The organism is Mycobacterium sp. ML4, assembly GCF_054515735.1.
This window is the reverse complement of the sequence record NZ_JBTNSY010000010.1, coordinates 224,764-239,976: the sequence shown is the minus strand read 5'-3', so window position 1 is coordinate 239,976 and position 15,213 is coordinate 224,764. Positions and strand designations below refer to the sequence as shown.

Sequence of the window (15,213 nt, the reverse complement as noted above, 5' to 3'; positions counted from 1 at the left end):
GCGCTGCGGGTCGCACTCGCTTGTGGGGGATGGGTCGCCACCCTCAGACCATTGCGGTGGGCGAGATCTTCAACCCAATTGCCAAGGCGCCGGCCAGTTCTCGGCTGGTGTCGTAATCGAAGATCACGTGTCCGCTGATCACGTCGACGTCGCGCTTGGCTCGTTGCAGCGGGCTGCTCAGGAAATGCGCACTGGCGCCGGACGCTGCGAGCAGGTCGGCGATGACGCCGCGCGATTCCGTGACGATGTGCGCGGCGGCAAGGCGGGCATCGGCGCGGACCCCGCGGGGCACGTGGTTGCCGCTGGCAAGGATGTCGGCGATGCGCCCGACGGTCTCGTGCAGCAACCCGTGCAGGGCGCGCAACCGGACCCGGGCCTGTCCCAGGCGGGCCTGAGCGGCCGGCTTGTCCTTCTGGCTGGTGCCCTCGTAGGCGATGATGCGCTCGCCCAGGCGCTGCGTGTAGATCTCCGCGACGCGTTCGGCGGCGCCCAGGGCCGGCATGGCAGCGGTGAGCGCGAGTGCGGGCACCAGGGGCCAGCGGTAGACGTCCGCGTCGTGCAAGACCGCGCCGGGGGTGGTGCCGGCGTAGATGTCGGTGATCTTGATCAGGCGGTGCTCGGGGACGAAGACGTTCTCGGCGACGATGTCGTTGGAGCCGGTGGCGCACATACCGTCGGTGTGCCAGACGTCGATGATGCTGACGTCCTCGGCGGGGACCAATGCCAGCGCGGGGAAGATCGCGTCGTCGGGGCCGCACAGGGCGCCGACGACGGTCCAGTTGCCGTCCATTACGCCGGTCGCCCAGGACCACCGTCCGCGCAGGGTGAACCCGCCCGTGGTCGGTATGCCGCGGCCGGTCGGTGCCAACGGGGCGGACGCGAGGAACGGTTGGGTCGCGAAGCCTTCGGCCTGGGCCTGCTCGTCGAACAGCGCCAGCATCCAGGTGTGCATGGTGTAGAACGCCGCCGTCCAGGCGGTTGAGGCGCAGCCGTGTGCCATGCGGCGCACCGGATCGAAGATGGCTGGGAATTGGGCCTGCTGGCCGCCGTACCCGGCCGGTTTGAACAGCTCGGTGAAGCCGGACTCTTGCAATTCCCGGACGCTGGCTTGCGGGAGCCGGCGCAACTGTTCGGCCTCCTGGGCGCGCTGCTGTAGCCGGTCGACGAAGTCATCGGTGATGGCCGTCATGTGCCCACCATACCTTTTGGTATGGTCAGGGCCGAAGGAGGAAGTCCAGGAACTTCTCGCGCTGCTGCTTTCGGGGCGTCGCACCCGACAGATGCAGCAAGCCGATGCCCGCTGCGAAGGTGGTGTTGGCGCGGACATCGGCTTCGTCGGCGTCAAAACCGTAGTCGACAAAGGCGTTTCGCACTTGCTTGAGTAGCCGGCGGTCGGCGGCGTGAACTTTTGCGGCGATGTCCTCGTCAGAGCGAGCCCACTCGCGCATGGCACGTTCCAGCGTCCAGTGTCGCGGCCTGATCAGCGAGGCCATCATCTGAGACAATCGTTCGCGGGGTTCGGCGGTTTCGAGCCGCTCCATTTCACGATGTTCGTCGTCTTTGAGCCGGGTCCAGGATTGGATCAGCGCCTGGCGGTAGGCGGCCATGTCGGTGAAATGCCAGTAAAAGCTGCCTTTGGTGACATTCAAGCGGCGGCAGAGTCGGTCGAGTTTGAGTGCGTGGAGTCCTTCGTCGGCCACGATCGCGTAGCCGGCCTGCAGCCAATCGTCCACCTTCAGACGGCTACCGGACGCCATGGACCGCAGCCTACGTGTGTAAGGATCGAGAGATGACTTCGCCGCGTGGCGGGTCGCGTCTGGGGACCCGGTTCGGACCGTACGAGCTGCGATCGCTGCTGGGTACGGGTGGTATGGGTGAGGTGTACCGGGCCTATGACACGGCGCGTGGCCGGATGGTCGCGCTGAAGCTGTTGCGCCCCGATCTGGCCGCGGATCCGAAGTTCCAGGAGCGTTTTCGCCGGGAGTCGCAGATCGCGGCGCGATTGCAGGAACCGCACGTCATCCCGGTGCACGATTTCGGTGCGATCGGTGGGGTGTTGTTCATCGACATGCGCCTGGTCGAGGGCGGCAGCCTTCGGGATTTGCTGCAGGCCCACGGTCCACTGCAGCCGCCGAGGGCGGTGGCCGTTATCACTCAGGTGGCCTCGGCATTGGATGCCGCCCACGCCGACGGGTTGGTGCATCGCGACGTCAAGCCGGAGAACGTGCTGCTCACTGGTGATGGGTTCGCGTACCTCGTCGACTTCGGCATTGCCCGCGGCGGCGGAGACCCCAGTTTGACTGCTGCGGGGTTGCCGATCGGTTCGGCGTTGTACATGGCACCGGAGCGGTTCAATGGTGACCGGGTAGGCCCGGCCACCGATGTCTACTCGCTGACCTGCGTGCTCTATGAATGTCTCACCGGCAAGCCACCGTTCGAGTTTTCCGAGACTCCGGCGGTGATGAGCGCGCACCTCTTCTCGGCGCCGCCCCGGCCGAGCATCATGCGCCGGGGGGTGAGCCGGGGGTTTGACGGTGTGATAGCGAAGGGGATGGCGAAACAGCCTGCGGCGCGGTTCTTTTCGCCTAGCGAATTGGCTCGTGCTGCTGGCGCGGTGATCGGCTCGCCGTCGGGTACTCGTTCCTTCACAACGAACTACCCCAACCCCGAGGACACTGGTTACAGTCCTTATCCGCCGCCGGCTCCGCTGCCCGCGGCGCCGAATCGCAGTCGGCTGCCGGTTCTGGTCGGTGGTTTCGCGGTGCTGATGTTGGTGGTCGCGGCGGTGCTCGCGGCGGTTTTGGCGTTCGGCAGCAGATCGGGTCCTTCGGCGCCGTCGGCGTTGCCCGGCACGTCGACGACGCCGTCGCTGTCGCGTCCGGTGGACGGCGCCGATGCACTGGGATTTGTGGGGCATACGGCCCGATGCGACCCGGGTAGTCCGCCGGCGGCAGTGCTGCGCACGGCGAAGTCTCTGGTGGTGGTGTGCAAGGCGGGGCCGCAGAGTTTCTACTATCGCGGCGAACGTATCAGCGATGGGGCACACATCGAATTGCCCAATGCCGTACCGACTTCCGGCGGATTCGATGTGACCAACCCGGCCAACGGCGTGCGCTACCAGATACGTCCGCAGATGCTCACCATCCTCAGTGGCCGGCACGTCGATTCGGCGGAGCCGGCGCTGCAGTATGCGGCCGCTGGGTAGATCCTCGGGTCTTCGGAGCACAGGGGCCACAGGAGTCCCTGGAATCGGTTGAGGGATTGATCGCCCGCAGCGTTGTTCTTCTCATCACTTGCGTCACAGGAGTCCCTAGAACGGGCGAGGGGCTGATTGCCCGCCTCAGAGCGACAATCTGCCCTGAACCCTGACGTTGTCGCGACTGCGCACGCGTGCGGCGGCCTCTTACCGGACACTGCCGCGCGGGAGCAGTCACGATAGTCGCGCAGTTGTCGCTATGAGACGGGCAAACGCAACGTCGTCCGCGCCAGCGACGCAAGTGACTGATGTGAGCAACCGCCGGCCCGGACGGCTCACTCCCCGAAGACAACCCCGGGATTGAGAATGCCCGCCGGGTCAAAGCTTTCCTTGATGCGTCGCAACAACGCCACCTTGGCCGGGTCTTCGAGCTTCAGATAGTAGGGCGTCTTGGCTCGGCCCAACCCATGCTCGCCCGAGATCGAACCGCCCAATTCCATTGCCAGAGCGAAGATGTCAGTCATCAACTGCTTGCGTGCCACCGGATCCTTCAGCAGGATGGCCAAATGCACATTGCCGTCGCCGGCGTGTCCGCAGCCTGCGAGGCCACCACCGGCAGCGGCAGCCAAACTCCTTGCCGTACTGAGGAACTTCGGCATCGCCGCGCGCGGCACCACGGTGTCGATGATGTCGTCGGCCCCGATCGCCTTGGCCGTCCAGAACGCCTTCTCGCGCGCCTCGATCAACTTGCGCGCCGACCCGCCCTCGAGCACGTAAGCGTCGACCGCCCCCAGCTCGGCGAGCAACTCGGCCGTCCGCTCGACGTCCTCGTCCAACCGGTCTGTCGTCCGATTCTCCAGCCCCACAACAAGATACGCCGCACAACTGTCGCGCACCCGATCCGGAATGCCGAGCTCCAAGTTCTGGGTGTGGATGATCGCCGCCATCGTCATGTTGTCGATGTATTCGAGGATGTAGGGGGCCAGCCCGGCTTCCAGCACGATCGGCACGGCCGCCATCACCTGGTCGAAGTCCGCGAACAGTGCCACCACGGTGGCACTGTGCTCGAGCCGCGGATGCAGCTTGACGATCACCTCGGTGACCAGCGCCAGGGTGCCTTCGGAACCGACGATCAGCTGCGTCAGGTCATACCCGGTGGAGATCTTGGCGATTTTGCCGCCGGTGCGGATGATCTCGCCCGTCGGCAACACCGCCTGCAAACCCAGCACGTTGTGCCGAGCCACCCCGTACTTGACCGCGCGCATCCCGCCCGCGTTGGTGCCGACGTTGCCGCCGACGCTGGCAGACAGCTCGCCGGGATAGACCATGTAGCGCAGCCCATACTCGTCGGTGGCGGCGTCGAGTTCGTTGAGCGTGATCCCGGGCTGAACGACGGCGACCTGGTTGGTGGTGTCGACCTCGAGCACCTTGTTCATCCGCTCGAACGAGATCAGCAGCCCGCCGGCGACAGGACGAGCCGCACCCGACAGACCCGACCCGGAGCCCCGGGCCGTCACCGGCACCCCAAGCGATGAGGCCGCCTTGAGCAGTTTCGCGACCTCCTGCGCGGCGGCCGGCTTGGCAACGTATGCCGGCATCACCGGAGACTGCGTCAGCTCCTCGTCGTGGGAATAATCCTCGGAGATGGCGTCGCCGGAAATGAGGTGCTCATCGCCGACGATCTCCGCGAACCGCGCTGACATGTCGCTCATCGAATTCAATCTATCCTTCGTTCGGCCCGCAAAGGAGAGGACTTCTGACTCTCACGGCCCGTAGTCGTCGCGGCGGATAGTAACGCCATGGAGCACCTCACCGCCCTCGATGCTGCTTTTCTGGAAGTGGAAGACTCCGATCCGCATGTGAGCCTGGCGATCGGCGGTGTGTCGATCGTGGAAGGTCCGCCGCCGGCACATGAGGAGTTCGTCGAAGCTTTTGCCGAACGAGTCCGGTCCATCCCGCGCTGCACCCAGGTCTTGAAAACCCATCCACTCGACATCGGCCCGCCGGAGTGGGTGGATGATCCGCACTTCGACGTCTCGCGGCACCTGCACCGGCTCGCTGTACCGCATCCGGGCGGCGACGCCGAACTCTTCGAAATCGTCGCAGACGTGATGGAGCGCCGCCTGGATCGCGAGCGCCCGCTGTGGGACTGCTTCATCATCGAGGGCCTCAGCGATGACCGGTGGGCGGTGCTGACCAAGCTGCATCATTGCATCGCCGACGGCATCGCGACGACGCAGATGATGGCGAAGTTCAGCGACGAAGGCGGCGGCGAGTCGTTCGCCACCGAGATCCATGCCGCCAAGGAACCGGAGCACCGGTGGTGGGATGTGAAAGTGAGCTTGAATCCGCTGAGCTGGGCGAGTGCCCTGGCGCGCGGCGCCGTGGACGCGGCCTCGGCTGTCGAGCACGCCGCGTTGGGTGCGGCCGAGCTGACAGCGAGCATGCTCACCTCGGCGCCGGACACGTCGTTGAGTGGCTCGGTCACCACGCGGCGGCGCTACCGGGCGGCCCGGGTCCGGCTGGCCGACCTGCATGAGGTCGGTGACGCGTTCGACGTGACGATCAACGACGTAGCGCTGGCTGCGATCACCGCCAGCTACCGGCAGATCCTGCTCGACCGCGGGGAGACGCCCGGACGCGCCTCGCTGCGCACCCTGGTGCCGGTGTCGATGCGCGGGGTGAATCACTTCAACATGACCGACAACCAGGTGTCGGCGATGCTGCCGCTGCTGCCGGTCGACGAGGCCGATCCGGTGACGCAGCTGGAGCTGGTGCACAAGCGGCTGTTGCATGCCAAGAGCAGCGGTCAGAGCGAGGGCGGCAGCGCGATGCTCTCGGCGACCAAAGCGGTGCCATTCATGTTCTCCGCGTGGCTAGTTCGGCTGCTGAGCCACCTGCCGCAAAAGGCGGTGGTCGCGTTGGCGACCAATGTTCCGGGTCCGCGCGCCGAGCAACGCCTGTTGGGCCGGCGGGTGCTGGAGATCCTGCCGATCCCGCCGATCGCGCTGCAGCTGCGCACCGGCATCGCGATGGTCAGCTACGCCGACCATTTCGTCTTCGGCATCACCGGGGATTACGACGCCGCACCCGACCTCGACGCGCTCGCCTCGGGGATCGAAGCCGGGGTGGCGCGGCTGCTCGAGATCAGTCGCAGGCTGCGGGTCAAGCGCGGTCACAAGCCGCGCGCTGCGGGGTGAACGTGACCGGCAGCCTGGCCAGGCCGGTCATGCTGGGGTTACCCAGGTAGAAGTCGACGCCGTCTTCGTCGACCACGTAGTCGGGGATGCGGTCGAGGACGGCCTTGACCATCACCTCGGCCATCAGCCGGGCCAGATGCGAACCGATGCAGCGGTGCGGGCCGAGGCCGAACGCCAAGTGACGGTTAGGATTTCGGTCAAGCACTATTTCGTCGGGCCGGTCGAACTCGTTCTCGTCGTGGTTGGCGCCCAGCCAGCTGATGATGAGTTTGTCGTTGGCTCGCAGGTGCTGGCCGTTGACGGTGACGTCTTTGGTGACGGTGCGGCTCAGTTGCTGGTTGACCGAGAAGTAACGCAGGAATTCGTCGGTGGCGGTGCGGTAGAGCTCGGGGTGGTCGATGAGCTGCCGTCGCAGCTGCGGGTGGGTGCCCAGGTGCAGCAGGGTCAGCGCCGTTTGTGAGGTGGTGGTGTCGACCCCGCCGCCGATCAGGTTCCACAGGATGGTGAGCAGTTGTTCGTCGGTCAGTCTTTCATTGTCGAACTCGAACTGGATCAGGAAGCTGGTCAGGTCTTCTTTGGGATTGGCGCGTCGGGCGCGCGCGAACTCCAGTACGCCCTGCATCATGTCCGGGACGGCGGCGATGGCGGTCAGGTACTCGGGGCTGTCCTGGGGGACGGCCATGACGGAGTGAAAAAGGTTGGCGTAGAGGTCCCAGTTGTCGTAGGGCAGACCCATCAGCTTCATGGTGAGGATGGCCGGGACGGGGCTGGCGTAGTCGAGCACCAGGTCCATGTGTCCCGCGTGAGCGTGCTTGTCGAGGAACTCGTGGGCCTTGTCCTCCATGAACGGCCTGAGCTTTTCGACGGCGCCGGGTGAGAAGAACGGGGCCAGCGCGTGGCGCAGGGCCTGGTGGTAGGGGCCGTCGATTTCGCCGATGCCCAGGGCGGGTTGCCCTTCGGGGCGGGGGATGCCCATCTCGCCCTGGTAGTCGATGCCGTCGGCGGCGTCGGGTTCGTACTTGTGCGCGAAAGTATCGCCGTCCCGGGCGGTTTGGCGCACCGCGTCGTAGCTGCTGAGGAACCAGAAGCCGCCGTAGTTGGTGTTCCAGGCGACCGGGCATCGTTGGCGGAGCTCGGCGTTGATCGCGAGTTCGTTGAGGTTGAACTCGTCGGAGTGGTGGTCGAAGTCGACGATGATCTCTGGGCTGACATTCGGCCGGGCTGTCACTGGTATCCCTCTCCGAGTGCGCGGCGCTTTTTACGCTATCTTTGCATTATTACGCACGAGGAGGTGTGGAGCCATCGAGGACTGGGCTGCTGGGGCCACCATCGGCGGGCAACTGATCCCGGATCTGCCCGATCTGGCCCGTATGCGCCGGCAGCGCCTTGCGAAGTTGCAGTCCGCTCTGGTGGCCGGTGGGTTGGACGGTCTGGTGCTGCTGGGGTCCAGTGCGGTGTCGTACGCCACGGGCGCGTTGACGCCGTCGATGGATGGTGACACGGCGGCGTTGTTTCGCGCGGTGGCGGTGGTGGTCGCGGGGGAGTCGGTGCCGCACCTGTTTACGATGTTCGCTGACGGCGTGCCGGCGGACGTCGTGGTGCATGAGCCGTTGTTCCCGGATCTGGACGACAACATAGGCGCGTTCGGTGCGGCCTTGGCTTCATTGTTCAGTGCCGGTGCCCGGCTGGGGATCGATCACCTTTCCCACGCGATGATCCGCGAGCTGACCGGGTATGAGTTCGTGGACGCGTCCGGGGTGCTTGGTGAGGCGAAGCTGTTGAAGACGGTCGACGAAGTGGCCTGTATTCGCCACGCGCAGTGGCTCAATGAGCTGGCGATGGCCGATGCATTGGCGTTGTTGCGCCCGGGGGTGCGGCAGGTTGACCTGAGCGCGGCTTTTCTGCGGCGGGTGTTCGAACTCGGCGCGTCGGCGGGTGGGATCGATCCGATCTGGCAGGTGATGGCGCCGTCTCGCGAGCAGGGACCGTGGACGCTGCACGGTGACCTGGCGTACCCGACGGTGACCTCCGACCGGTTTCTACGGCATGGTGATGTCATCTGGGTGGACGCCGGGATCATGTATGAAGGGTACGCGTCCGACTTCGGCCGGACCTGGACGGTCGGCGCGCCTCCGGATGCCTTGCAGGAGAATCAGTTTCGGCGCTGGCGGGGTGTAGTGGACGCCTGCCTGGAGGTGCTGCGACCGGGCGTTACCGGTTTGGAGCTGTGCAAGGTTGCGGTGGCGGCCAATGGCGGGTTGCGTCCTTGGATCGAGCATTTCTATCTGGCGCACGGGGTAGGGACCGATAGCGCCGAGATGCCTTTGGTCGGCACGGATCTTGGTGAGGATTTCGACTCCCGGCTGGTGCTGGAGCCTGGCATGGTGGCGGTATTCGAGCCGGTGATCTGGGACGAAGGGTCGGCGGGCTATCGGGCGGAAGACATCGTGGCCGTGACGGATGACGGCTGGGCGAAGTTGAGCGGGGATTTTTACGATCCGTATGGGGTTGTGGCATGAGTCCGGTGGCCCGGGATCGTGGTGTGCGTATCGGCGTGATGTCCATGGAGGACGATGCCCGAGTGGACTTCGGGTGGCTGCGTGCCCAGCGCCGCGAAAAGGTGTTCTCCGGCATGGAGACTCACGATCTGGATGCGTTGATCCTGGGTGGGGCCGGCAATGTGCACTACGTGACCGGGGCGCGGTTGCTGGGGCGGGCCGGTGTGTTGCCGTTCGCGCCGGTGTGTGTGGTGGTGCGGTCGACGGGACGGGTGCATCTGCTCTCGACATGGGACGAGGGGGTGCCGCCGGAGATCGAGCGGGCGGATCTGTATCCGCTGAGCTGGAATCCGATGAATCTGATGGCTTCGGTGGCGGCGATTCCGGGATTGCGGGAATCGCGGCGCATCGGCACCGACGGACTGACGGCGTCGTCCGGGACGATGATTTCGTTGCTTGCCACGTCGGCGGAGCTGGTGGACGGCGGCGCGATTCTCGAGGCCGCTCGCCGCGTCAAGACCGACGACGAGATCACGTGTCTTGAAGTGGCGGCAGCGATTTCGGAGTCGGCGTTGAGTGCTATGTCTGCCGCGCTACGGCGCGGTGTTTCCGAGCGGGAACTGCTGGGCGTGTACTCCGAGCACGTGTCGCGGCTCGGCACTCCCGTGCCGCCGTCGGAGAGTGTGTGCTTTGCGACTGGCCGGACCGGCCCGGTCGACTTTCGCTATGTGCCCTCGGGTCGGGTTGTTGAGGACGGCGAGCTGGTGGTGTTGGCGCCGGGGGCGGTGTATGCCGGCTATGAGGCGGGGTTGGCGCGGACGTTTGTGGTCGGCTCGGGTGGCTTGGGACCGTTGGGTGAGCGTTGCACATCCGGGATGGATGCTCTGTTGGGGGCCTGTCGGTCGGGTGGCGCTGGGGCTGATCTGTACCAGGCCTGGGAGGAGTGTGGTTGGGGCGCTTGTTCGGTGGTGCTTGCTCACGGGTTGGGTTTGGGGGCTGAGCCGCCGGTGATCGGGCTGGGGCGTGGGCGTGATGCGGTATTGGAGGAGGGGATGGTGTTGAGCGTGCAGTCGTGGGTGGTTGAGGAAGGCGTCGGCGGCTGTCTGGAGCGGGCGACCGTGGTGATCGAAAGCGGTCGGCCTAGGGTGCTGACGCGATACGGGCGGCTGTAATGGGTTCGCAGCCGGTCGTTTTCAATCATGTCGGGTTGTGCGTACGGGATCGACTGGCGTCGCGGCGGTTTTACGAGGGGCTGCTGGGATTTGAGTTCTGGTGGGAGCTGGACGCGCCGGAGCAGGGGACCGCTGCTCTGTTGCAACTGGATGGGCCGGTGGGGTTGCACGCGACGTATCTGGTGCGGGACGGGTTGGTGCTGGAGTTGCTTGACTACTCAGGTCGTGTGGTGTCTGCTGGCGGCGAGCGGGTGATGGATCAGGTTGGATTGACGCATATTTCGTTTTCGGTCACCGATCTTCGTTCAGTGTTGGAGCGGGTCGAGGAGTTCGGGGGATCCGTTGTGCAGGGGACGGTGTCGGAGGGGGCGGCGATGGTGCGGGATCCGGATGGGCAGTTGTTGGAGTTGTTGGCGGACGGGTGGTTGGGCGCGTTGCCGGGGCGGGTGCCTGTATGACAGTTGCCTGATTTTGCACACACGACCGCCGCCGCGGCTGCCAGAGATTCCGGTGCAGCGACCAGAAACGCCGACGTCGTCGGCTCAGATCAGCACGCGATCGATCCGCTGGGAAGCGGGAATGTGAGATCGTTTCGTGCCGCCGCCGCGCGCGCCTACGCGAAAAGTCTCAACCAGAGGTTTACCCTTTACTCCGTGATGGTCGGGGAGTGCGCTCTACTGCCAGAGTCCGATGTGCTGTCGGCGCTGGATTTTGATACTGAGATTCCATGTATCTGCCGGAAGTTCTGCGATGAGGCCGATCACGCGGCGGACTGGTGGATCACCCTCTCGTGCGGCTGCCGATACCCGTTCTGCAGCAAGGCGTTACGGATGTCGAAGCTTCGTCTGAAGATTCGGCCGTTGACGTGCCGGCTCTGTTCGATGCATGACATCGTGATCAACCGGGTCCAACGCACGTAGCGGCCCTAGGGGGCGGCTTCCGCGACTGTGTCGTCGGTTGCGCCAACATAGAGGTCCTTGAGGTTGTTGGACTGCCGTCAACGGTGATCGCCTGGTGCCTCGTCTACGGACGCGACGCCCGACAACGGCACGATGGGCCGCGGACGCGGCGTGCGCATCGCGCCGCCGCAAAGCGAGCAGTGAGTTGGCACAGTTGCCGGTTATGCATGCGGCGGGCTGGGCGCCGCGAGCAGGACCTGCGTATCCGTAGCCAGCGAAGCCGTTCCTCGGCGGGGGCCGATGGCCAGTGAGCACCCGGTATCGACCAGATTGTTCATGGATCCGCATATCGCCGGACCTCGTTGACTACCTGCTGATCGTGATCCCTCTCAGGCTGCACCGGTGCGGCCTGCGGTGCGTAGCGACGGTTGTCCGGAATGTCTGAAGGCAGCTGTGGAAGTCCTTCAATGGGATCGCCGAGCCACAGAATCGTGTCGGGATTTGCTGGGTGTCGAAAAGACTCAGACATACGGTTCTCGTCGAGGTCGAGCAGGTAGTAGTAGCGGACGGCCACGTCCAGGGACGGCCACGGGCCGGGCTCGATATTCGATTCCCTTGTGTCTCGAGCCAGCCCCCATGTGATGCCAGACGGCGGAGCTTTGTACACCAAGTAGATGAATGGGCCCTCGGTCCATGCATACGAGACTAAAAAGGGGTTGCCCCCCTGTTGGTTTTCAGTCTCGATGTCACGCAACAGGTTTCGCAATACATCAGAGGCGAAGTTGTGTTCCGCTTCGGTTGATTCAGTTGATGGGCACATTTGTATTAACCCAATTAGGGGCAACTGTCACACCGGGTCTCGGCTCTGTAACTCCGCTGCCCCCGGCTATCGGAAACATCGTGGTAACTCCCTTCTGCCTCCCGTCGGGAACATCCCAACGATTCTCCGTGGTATCAACTACGATTCTGATTGTCACCCGTTCGTTGGTGTCCTGACAGTCACCGAATTGCGGGACTGGGGGCGGTTGAGGGTCAGGGTGCGTACCCGCTCATCGGTCTCGCTCAGCAGGATCTCGTCGGCCATGACTCTTACCGTAGCCGCGGCACGTGAGACCAGTAAACTGACGCTATGACCAGAAAGATGACCGCTACCGAGGTGAAGGCGAAGATTCTTGCCTTGCTTGACGAAGTTGCCGAAGGCGAGGAAATCGAGATCACCAAACACGGTCGTACCGTGGCCCGCTTGATAGGAGCGACCGGGTCGCACCCCCTCAAGGGCCGGTTGGCGGGCGCGGCCCTGACAGCGGTCGACGAAGACGAGCTCTTCACTGCCGGGGCGTCCTGGAAAGTCTCATGACCACGGTCTTGCTTGACTCGCACGTGGTCCATTGGTGGTCGGCCGAGCCAGAGCGACTCAGCAACGCGGCAAGCACGGCCGTCGAACAGGCCGACGAGCTCGCCGTTGCTGCAATCACCTGGTTCGAGCTGGCCTGGCTTGCCCAACACGAACGCATACTCCTGACGATTCCGATGCGAACCTGGCTGCAGCGGCTGGCCGAGCACGTCCGCACCGTTGGCATAACTCCATCGCTCGCCGCCACTGCGGTGTCGCTTCCGTCATCGTTTCCGGGTGATCCGGCTGACCGGTTGATCTACGCCACTGCGATCGAACATGGCTGGCGCCTGGTGACCAAGGATCGGCGGCTACGCAGTCATCGGCACCCACGACCGGTCACCATCTGGTAGCGGCCCTTATCGTGGAGACCATGTGCCGCAACATCACCGAACTGCGGGGGTTGCAGCCGCCCGCTACCGCCCAGGAGATTGCCGCCGCGGCGCGCCAGTACGTGCGCAAGGTCAGCGGGATCACCCACCCGTCGGCCGCGAACGCCGACGCGTTCGAAGCCGCGGTCGCTGAGGTCACCGCCACTACCACCCGACTGCTCGACGCGCTGCCACCCCGGCGCCAGCCGCCCAAGAACGTCCCGCCGCTGCGCCGGCCCGAGGTGGTGGCCCGGCGGGCACTCGGATGACCGAAGCGCTCAAGGAGTGGAGCGCCGCGATTCACGCGTTGCTCGACGGGCGCCAAACCGTTCTGCTGCGCAAGGGCGGCATCGGCGAGAAACGCTTCGAGCTGGCGGCCAGTGAGTTCCTGTTGTTCCCGACGGTGGCGCACAGCCATGCGCAGCGCGTCCGGCCAGAGCATCAGGACTTGCTGGCGGCCGCGGCCGGCGACAGCACCGAGGACCGGGTGACCGTGCGGGCAGCCGCCAAAGTCGTTGCCGCACTTGCCGTTGAGCGGCCCGAGGGGCTGCCCGAAATCGAAGATCAGCACATCTGGACGGCCGACTCGGTACGCGCCGACCGGCTCGACTTCCGGCCCAAGCACCGGCTGGCCGTGCTGGTGGTTTCCGCGATGCCGCTCGCCGAGCCGGTGCGGCTGGCGCGGACCGCCGATCACGCCGGCTGCACCAGCTGGGTGCAATTGCCCGTGGTGCCGTTGCTCGGCGCGCCGGTGCACGGTGAGGACGCGTTAGCCGCCGTCGTCGCCAGGGTCCGCGCCGCTGTCACCTGAAACCGGCAGCACCAGGCGGGACTCGCCGAAGTGGACCGAATGCGTCGCCGGGGTGAGTTGACGTCCGGTGAGCACAGGTTCGCCGCTGCCGAGGTTGCGCGCATAGCGCGGGAACCAACTTCCGGTGATCAGTACCCGGATACGCGATCCGGCGCCGAACCGGTGCGCGATCGGGTCGAGCTCGATGGTGACACTGCGCGACCCGTTTCCGAGCCGGCGGTACCCGTCGCTGACATTGCGGGATTTGCCCTTGGCGTCGACCTCGCTGACCCGGACGAACAGGTCGACGTGCGGGTTGTCCGAGCTGTGCGCCAGCTGCAGCACGGGGTTGCCGTAGACGAACAGGTCGCGGGTGAGGGTGGCACCGGTGAAGCTCAGCACGTCGTCGCGCAGGGCGAGGTGGGTGTCCTCCCGGTAGCCGCCCTTGGGCGACAGCAGCGGACCCCCGGTCGTGGGCGTCGGATCGGCCGGGTGGTAGTGAAAGTTCGCCGGTCGTGTCTTGGTCTCCGGCGGTGTTTCGCCCAGACGCCCATAGGGCTGCAGATACAGCGGATGCTCGCGGGTGGCGGGCGGCCACTGGGGCAGGTGACGCCAGCCCTGGCCGGTGACGAAGATGTGCACCGGACTGCGACGGCGCGGCGCCGGCGCATCGCCCAGATGGGCGTCGAGCCAATCCAGCGTTTCGCGGGTGCACAGGGGAAGGCCCTTGGTAAGCATCTGGACGTGCGTCCAGGGCCCCACCGTCAGCGCCACGTCCACGCCGCGGTCGAACAGATGCCGATACTGCCGCATCGTCTGGCCGATGAAAATGTCCTGCCAGCCACTCAGCAACAGGACGGGGACGTCGACTCGGTCCAGCGCGTCGGGGAAACGCAACCGGTCCCAAAACGGGTCGGCGGGGTCGTGGCTGTCCGCCCACGACTCGAACCAGGGTGCCCCCGACCCGAGCAGGTCCCGGGCCGCAGGCCCCAGGGGCACGGCACCGATGGCGCGCGCCACCTTACGCTGGGCTCGCAGTTGACGGAGGCCGGCCCGGAGGCGACCGGCCTCTTCCTGGCGGCTCACCATGTGGCTCCAGCCGAGAAAGTCGTTCACCGCGAAGGTGCCGGTGCCCCAGGTGGATTGCCTGAAGTCGTGCGGGCCGACCATGATCACCGCTGTGGCCAGCTCCGGCGGCGGGTCGTTGAGCAGCGCCCACTGGGTGAAGCCCAGGTAGGACAGCCCGACGGTGGCGAATCGGCCGGTGAACCACGGTTGCTCGCGCAGCCACTGCACGGTGTCGGCGCCATCGGCCGCCTCGTTGACCATCGGCTCGAACTCGCCGGCCGACCCGAAGGTGCCCCGTACGCTCTGCAGCACCACGTGGTAGCCCCGGGCGGCATACAACTTGGCGAAGGCCAGGGAGAACGGCATCGAGCGGCCGTAGGGCCCACGGGCCAACAACGTGCCGGCCGGCGTGGACGTCTGTGGTGCGTAGTGATCGGCCACCAGGCGCACCCCGTCGCGCATCGGGATCTCGACGTGGTTGACGGCAAAGCGGGTGGTGGCGCGGGGCAGGCCGAACGCGGCGCCCAGGGCGCCCAGGGCAACTCGGCCGGCGGCGGTCGGCATGCGCGATTCGGCCCGCTCGCGGCCCAGGGATGTAATGCTCACATTCCCCAGAGTAGGTAGCC

General features: G+C 65.7%; 15 protein-coding genes and 1 pseudogene. 9 read left to right on the top strand and 7 right to left on the bottom strand.

What is annotated here, in order from left to right:
* Window positions 1–43 precede the first annotated feature (43 nt).
* Entirely contained in the window at window positions 44–1,189 is a 1,146-nt protein-coding gene (locus ACX9NE_RS14055; protein WP_459361912.1) for an acyl-CoA dehydrogenase family protein, read from the bottom strand.
* Window positions 1,190–1,214: 25 nt separating this feature from the next.
* Window positions 1,215–1,757 carry a TetR/AcrR family transcriptional regulator gene (locus tag ACX9NE_RS14050; RefSeq protein WP_459361914.1) on the bottom strand — a complete coding sequence of 181 codons (543 nt, stop codon included), beginning with the start codon at window positions 1,755–1,757 and terminating at the stop codon, window positions 1,215–1,217.
* A gap of 32 nt (window positions 1,758–1,789) precedes the next feature.
* Here ACX9NE_RS14050 and ACX9NE_RS14045 point away from each other — a divergent pair, with 32 nt between their 5' ends.
* Window positions 1,790–3,205, top strand: coding sequence for a serine/threonine-protein kinase (locus ACX9NE_RS14045; RefSeq protein ID WP_459361915.1), 1,416 nt, complete (start codon window positions 1,790–1,792; stop codon window positions 3,203–3,205).
* A gap of 326 nt (window positions 3,206–3,531) precedes the next feature.
* Here the strand turns inward: ACX9NE_RS14045 and ACX9NE_RS14040 are convergent, their stop codons facing one another.
* Complete coding sequence (locus ACX9NE_RS14040; protein WP_459361917.1) at window positions 3,532–4,908, bottom strand: FAD-binding oxidoreductase; 1,377 nt, start codon at window positions 4,906–4,908, stop codon at window positions 3,532–3,534.
* A gap of 87 nt (window positions 4,909–4,995) precedes the next feature.
* On the opposite strand from ACX9NE_RS14040, the gene ACX9NE_RS14035 reads away from it, so the two are divergent.
* Window positions 4,996–6,396, top strand: a complete 1,401-nt coding sequence (locus ACX9NE_RS14035) for a wax ester/triacylglycerol synthase family O-acyltransferase (RefSeq protein WP_459361919.1) — start codon at window positions 4,996–4,998, stop codon at window positions 6,394–6,396.
* On the opposite strand, the gene ACX9NE_RS14030 is transcribed toward ACX9NE_RS14035, so the two are convergent.
* Window positions 6,362–7,624, bottom strand: coding sequence for a cytochrome P450 (locus tag ACX9NE_RS14030; protein ID WP_459361921.1), 1,263 nt, complete (start codon window positions 7,622–7,624; stop codon window positions 6,362–6,364). The two genes, ACX9NE_RS14035 and ACX9NE_RS14030, sit on opposite strands and share 35 nt — an antisense overlap.
* Before the next feature lie 16 nt (window positions 7,625–7,640).
* Here ACX9NE_RS14030 and ACX9NE_RS14025 point away from each other — a divergent pair, with 16 nt between their 5' ends.
* From ACX9NE_RS14025 to ACX9NE_RS14015, 3 genes are read left to right on the top strand one after another with little or no spacing between them, the layout of a single operon-like run.
* Window positions 7,641–8,915 (top strand): M24 family metallopeptidase, encoded by a 1,275-nt coding sequence (locus tag ACX9NE_RS14025; RefSeq protein WP_459361923.1) that lies wholly within the window; start codon window positions 7,641–7,643, stop codon window positions 8,913–8,915.
* The gene (locus ACX9NE_RS14020; RefSeq protein WP_459361924.1) at window positions 8,912–10,066 is read left to right on the top strand and encodes a M24 family metallopeptidase; all 1,155 of its coding nucleotides are present in this window, start codon (window positions 8,912–8,914) and stop codon (window positions 10,064–10,066) included. The genes ACX9NE_RS14025 and ACX9NE_RS14020 overlap by 4 nt, the downstream gene beginning before the upstream one ends.
* The gene (locus ACX9NE_RS14015; protein WP_459361925.1) at window positions 10,066–10,524 is read left to right on the top strand and encodes a VOC family protein; all 459 of its coding nucleotides are present in this window, start codon (window positions 10,066–10,068) and stop codon (window positions 10,522–10,524) included. The genes ACX9NE_RS14020 and ACX9NE_RS14015 overlap by 1 nt, the downstream gene beginning before the upstream one ends.
* 775 nt (window positions 10,525–11,299) lie before the next feature.
* Here the strand turns inward: ACX9NE_RS14015 and ACX9NE_RS14010 are convergent.
* Window positions 11,300–11,785 carry a hypothetical protein gene (locus ACX9NE_RS14010; RefSeq protein ID WP_459361927.1) on the bottom strand — a complete coding sequence of 162 codons (486 nt, stop codon included), beginning with the start codon at window positions 11,783–11,785 and terminating at the stop codon, window positions 11,300–11,302.
* Between the two features lie 177 nt (window positions 11,786–11,962).
* A pseudogene (locus tag ACX9NE_RS14005) lies at window positions 11,963–12,049 on the bottom strand (enoyl-CoA hydratase); the annotation flags it as partial.
* 57 nt (window positions 12,050–12,106) lie between these two features.
* Here ACX9NE_RS14005 and ACX9NE_RS14000 point away from each other — a divergent pair.
* Genes ACX9NE_RS14000 through ACX9NE_RS13985 form a run of 4 tightly spaced genes read left to right on the top strand, consistent with a single transcriptional unit; the run spans window position 12,107 to window position 13,540 of the window.
* Window positions 12,107–12,322: a type II toxin-antitoxin system Phd/YefM family antitoxin gene (locus ACX9NE_RS14000; protein WP_459362147.1), complete on the top strand. Its 216-nt coding sequence runs from the start codon at window positions 12,107–12,109 to the stop codon at window positions 12,320–12,322.
* Window positions 12,319–12,711 (top strand): type II toxin-antitoxin system VapC family toxin, encoded by a 393-nt coding sequence (locus tag ACX9NE_RS13995; RefSeq protein ID WP_459361929.1) that lies wholly within the window; start codon window positions 12,319–12,321, stop codon window positions 12,709–12,711. Before ACX9NE_RS14000 ends, ACX9NE_RS13995 begins: the two co-directional genes overlap by 4 nt.
* A 20-nt stretch (window positions 12,712–12,731) precedes the next feature.
* Complete coding sequence (locus tag ACX9NE_RS13990; RefSeq protein WP_459361931.1) at window positions 12,732–12,998, top strand: DUF2277 domain-containing protein; 267 nt, start codon at window positions 12,732–12,734, stop codon at window positions 12,996–12,998.
* Window positions 12,995–13,540 (top strand): DUF1802 family protein, encoded by a 546-nt coding sequence (locus tag ACX9NE_RS13985; RefSeq protein ID WP_459361932.1) that lies wholly within the window; start codon window positions 12,995–12,997, stop codon window positions 13,538–13,540. The genes ACX9NE_RS13990 and ACX9NE_RS13985 overlap by 4 nt, the downstream gene beginning before the upstream one ends.
* On the opposite strand, the gene ACX9NE_RS13980 is transcribed toward ACX9NE_RS13985, so the two are convergent.
* On the bottom strand, window positions 13,499–15,193 hold the full coding sequence (locus ACX9NE_RS13980) for a CocE/NonD family hydrolase (protein ID WP_459361936.1): 1,695 nt from the start codon (window positions 15,191–15,193) through the stop codon (window positions 13,499–13,501). The genes ACX9NE_RS13985 and ACX9NE_RS13980 overlap by 42 nt on opposite strands.
* Between the last annotated feature and the right edge of the window lie 20 nt (window positions 15,194–15,213).

Bases quoted from the DNA above. Each gene is read 5' to 3' on its own strand.
- ACX9NE_RS14055 (WP_459361912.1), bottom strand. From the start codon at position 1,189: ATGACGGCCATCACCGATGACTTCGTCGACCGGCTACAGCAGCGCGCC.
- ACX9NE_RS14050 (WP_459361914.1), bottom strand. From the start codon at position 1,757: ATGGCGTCCGGTAGCCGTCTGAAGGTGGACGATTGGCTGCAGGCCGGC.
- ACX9NE_RS14045 (WP_459361915.1), top strand. From the start codon at position 1,790: ATGACTTCGCCGCGTGGCGGGTCGCGTCTGGGGACCCGGTTCGGACCG.
- ACX9NE_RS14040 (WP_459361917.1), bottom strand. From the start codon at position 4,908: ATGAGCGACATGTCAGCGCGGTTCGCGGAGATCGTCGGCGATGAGCAC.
- ACX9NE_RS14035 (WP_459361919.1), top strand. From the start codon at position 4,996: ATGGAGCACCTCACCGCCCTCGATGCTGCTTTTCTGGAAGTGGAAGAC.
- ACX9NE_RS14020 (WP_459361924.1), top strand. From the start codon at position 8,912: ATGAGTCCGGTGGCCCGGGATCGTGGTGTGCGTATCGGCGTGATGTCC.
- ACX9NE_RS14015 (WP_459361925.1), top strand. From the start codon at position 10,066: ATGGGTTCGCAGCCGGTCGTTTTCAATCATGTCGGGTTGTGCGTACGG.
- ACX9NE_RS14010 (WP_459361927.1), bottom strand. From the start codon at position 11,785: ATGTGCCCATCAACTGAATCAACCGAAGCGGAACACAACTTCGCCTCT.
- ACX9NE_RS14000 (WP_459362147.1), top strand. From the start codon at position 12,107: ATGACCGCTACCGAGGTGAAGGCGAAGATTCTTGCCTTGCTTGACGAA.
- ACX9NE_RS13995 (WP_459361929.1), top strand. From the start codon at position 12,319: ATGACCACGGTCTTGCTTGACTCGCACGTGGTCCATTGGTGGTCGGCC.
- ACX9NE_RS13990 (WP_459361931.1), top strand. From the start codon at position 12,732: ATGTGCCGCAACATCACCGAACTGCGGGGGTTGCAGCCGCCCGCTACC.
- ACX9NE_RS13985 (WP_459361932.1), top strand. From the start codon at position 12,995: ATGACCGAAGCGCTCAAGGAGTGGAGCGCCGCGATTCACGCGTTGCTC.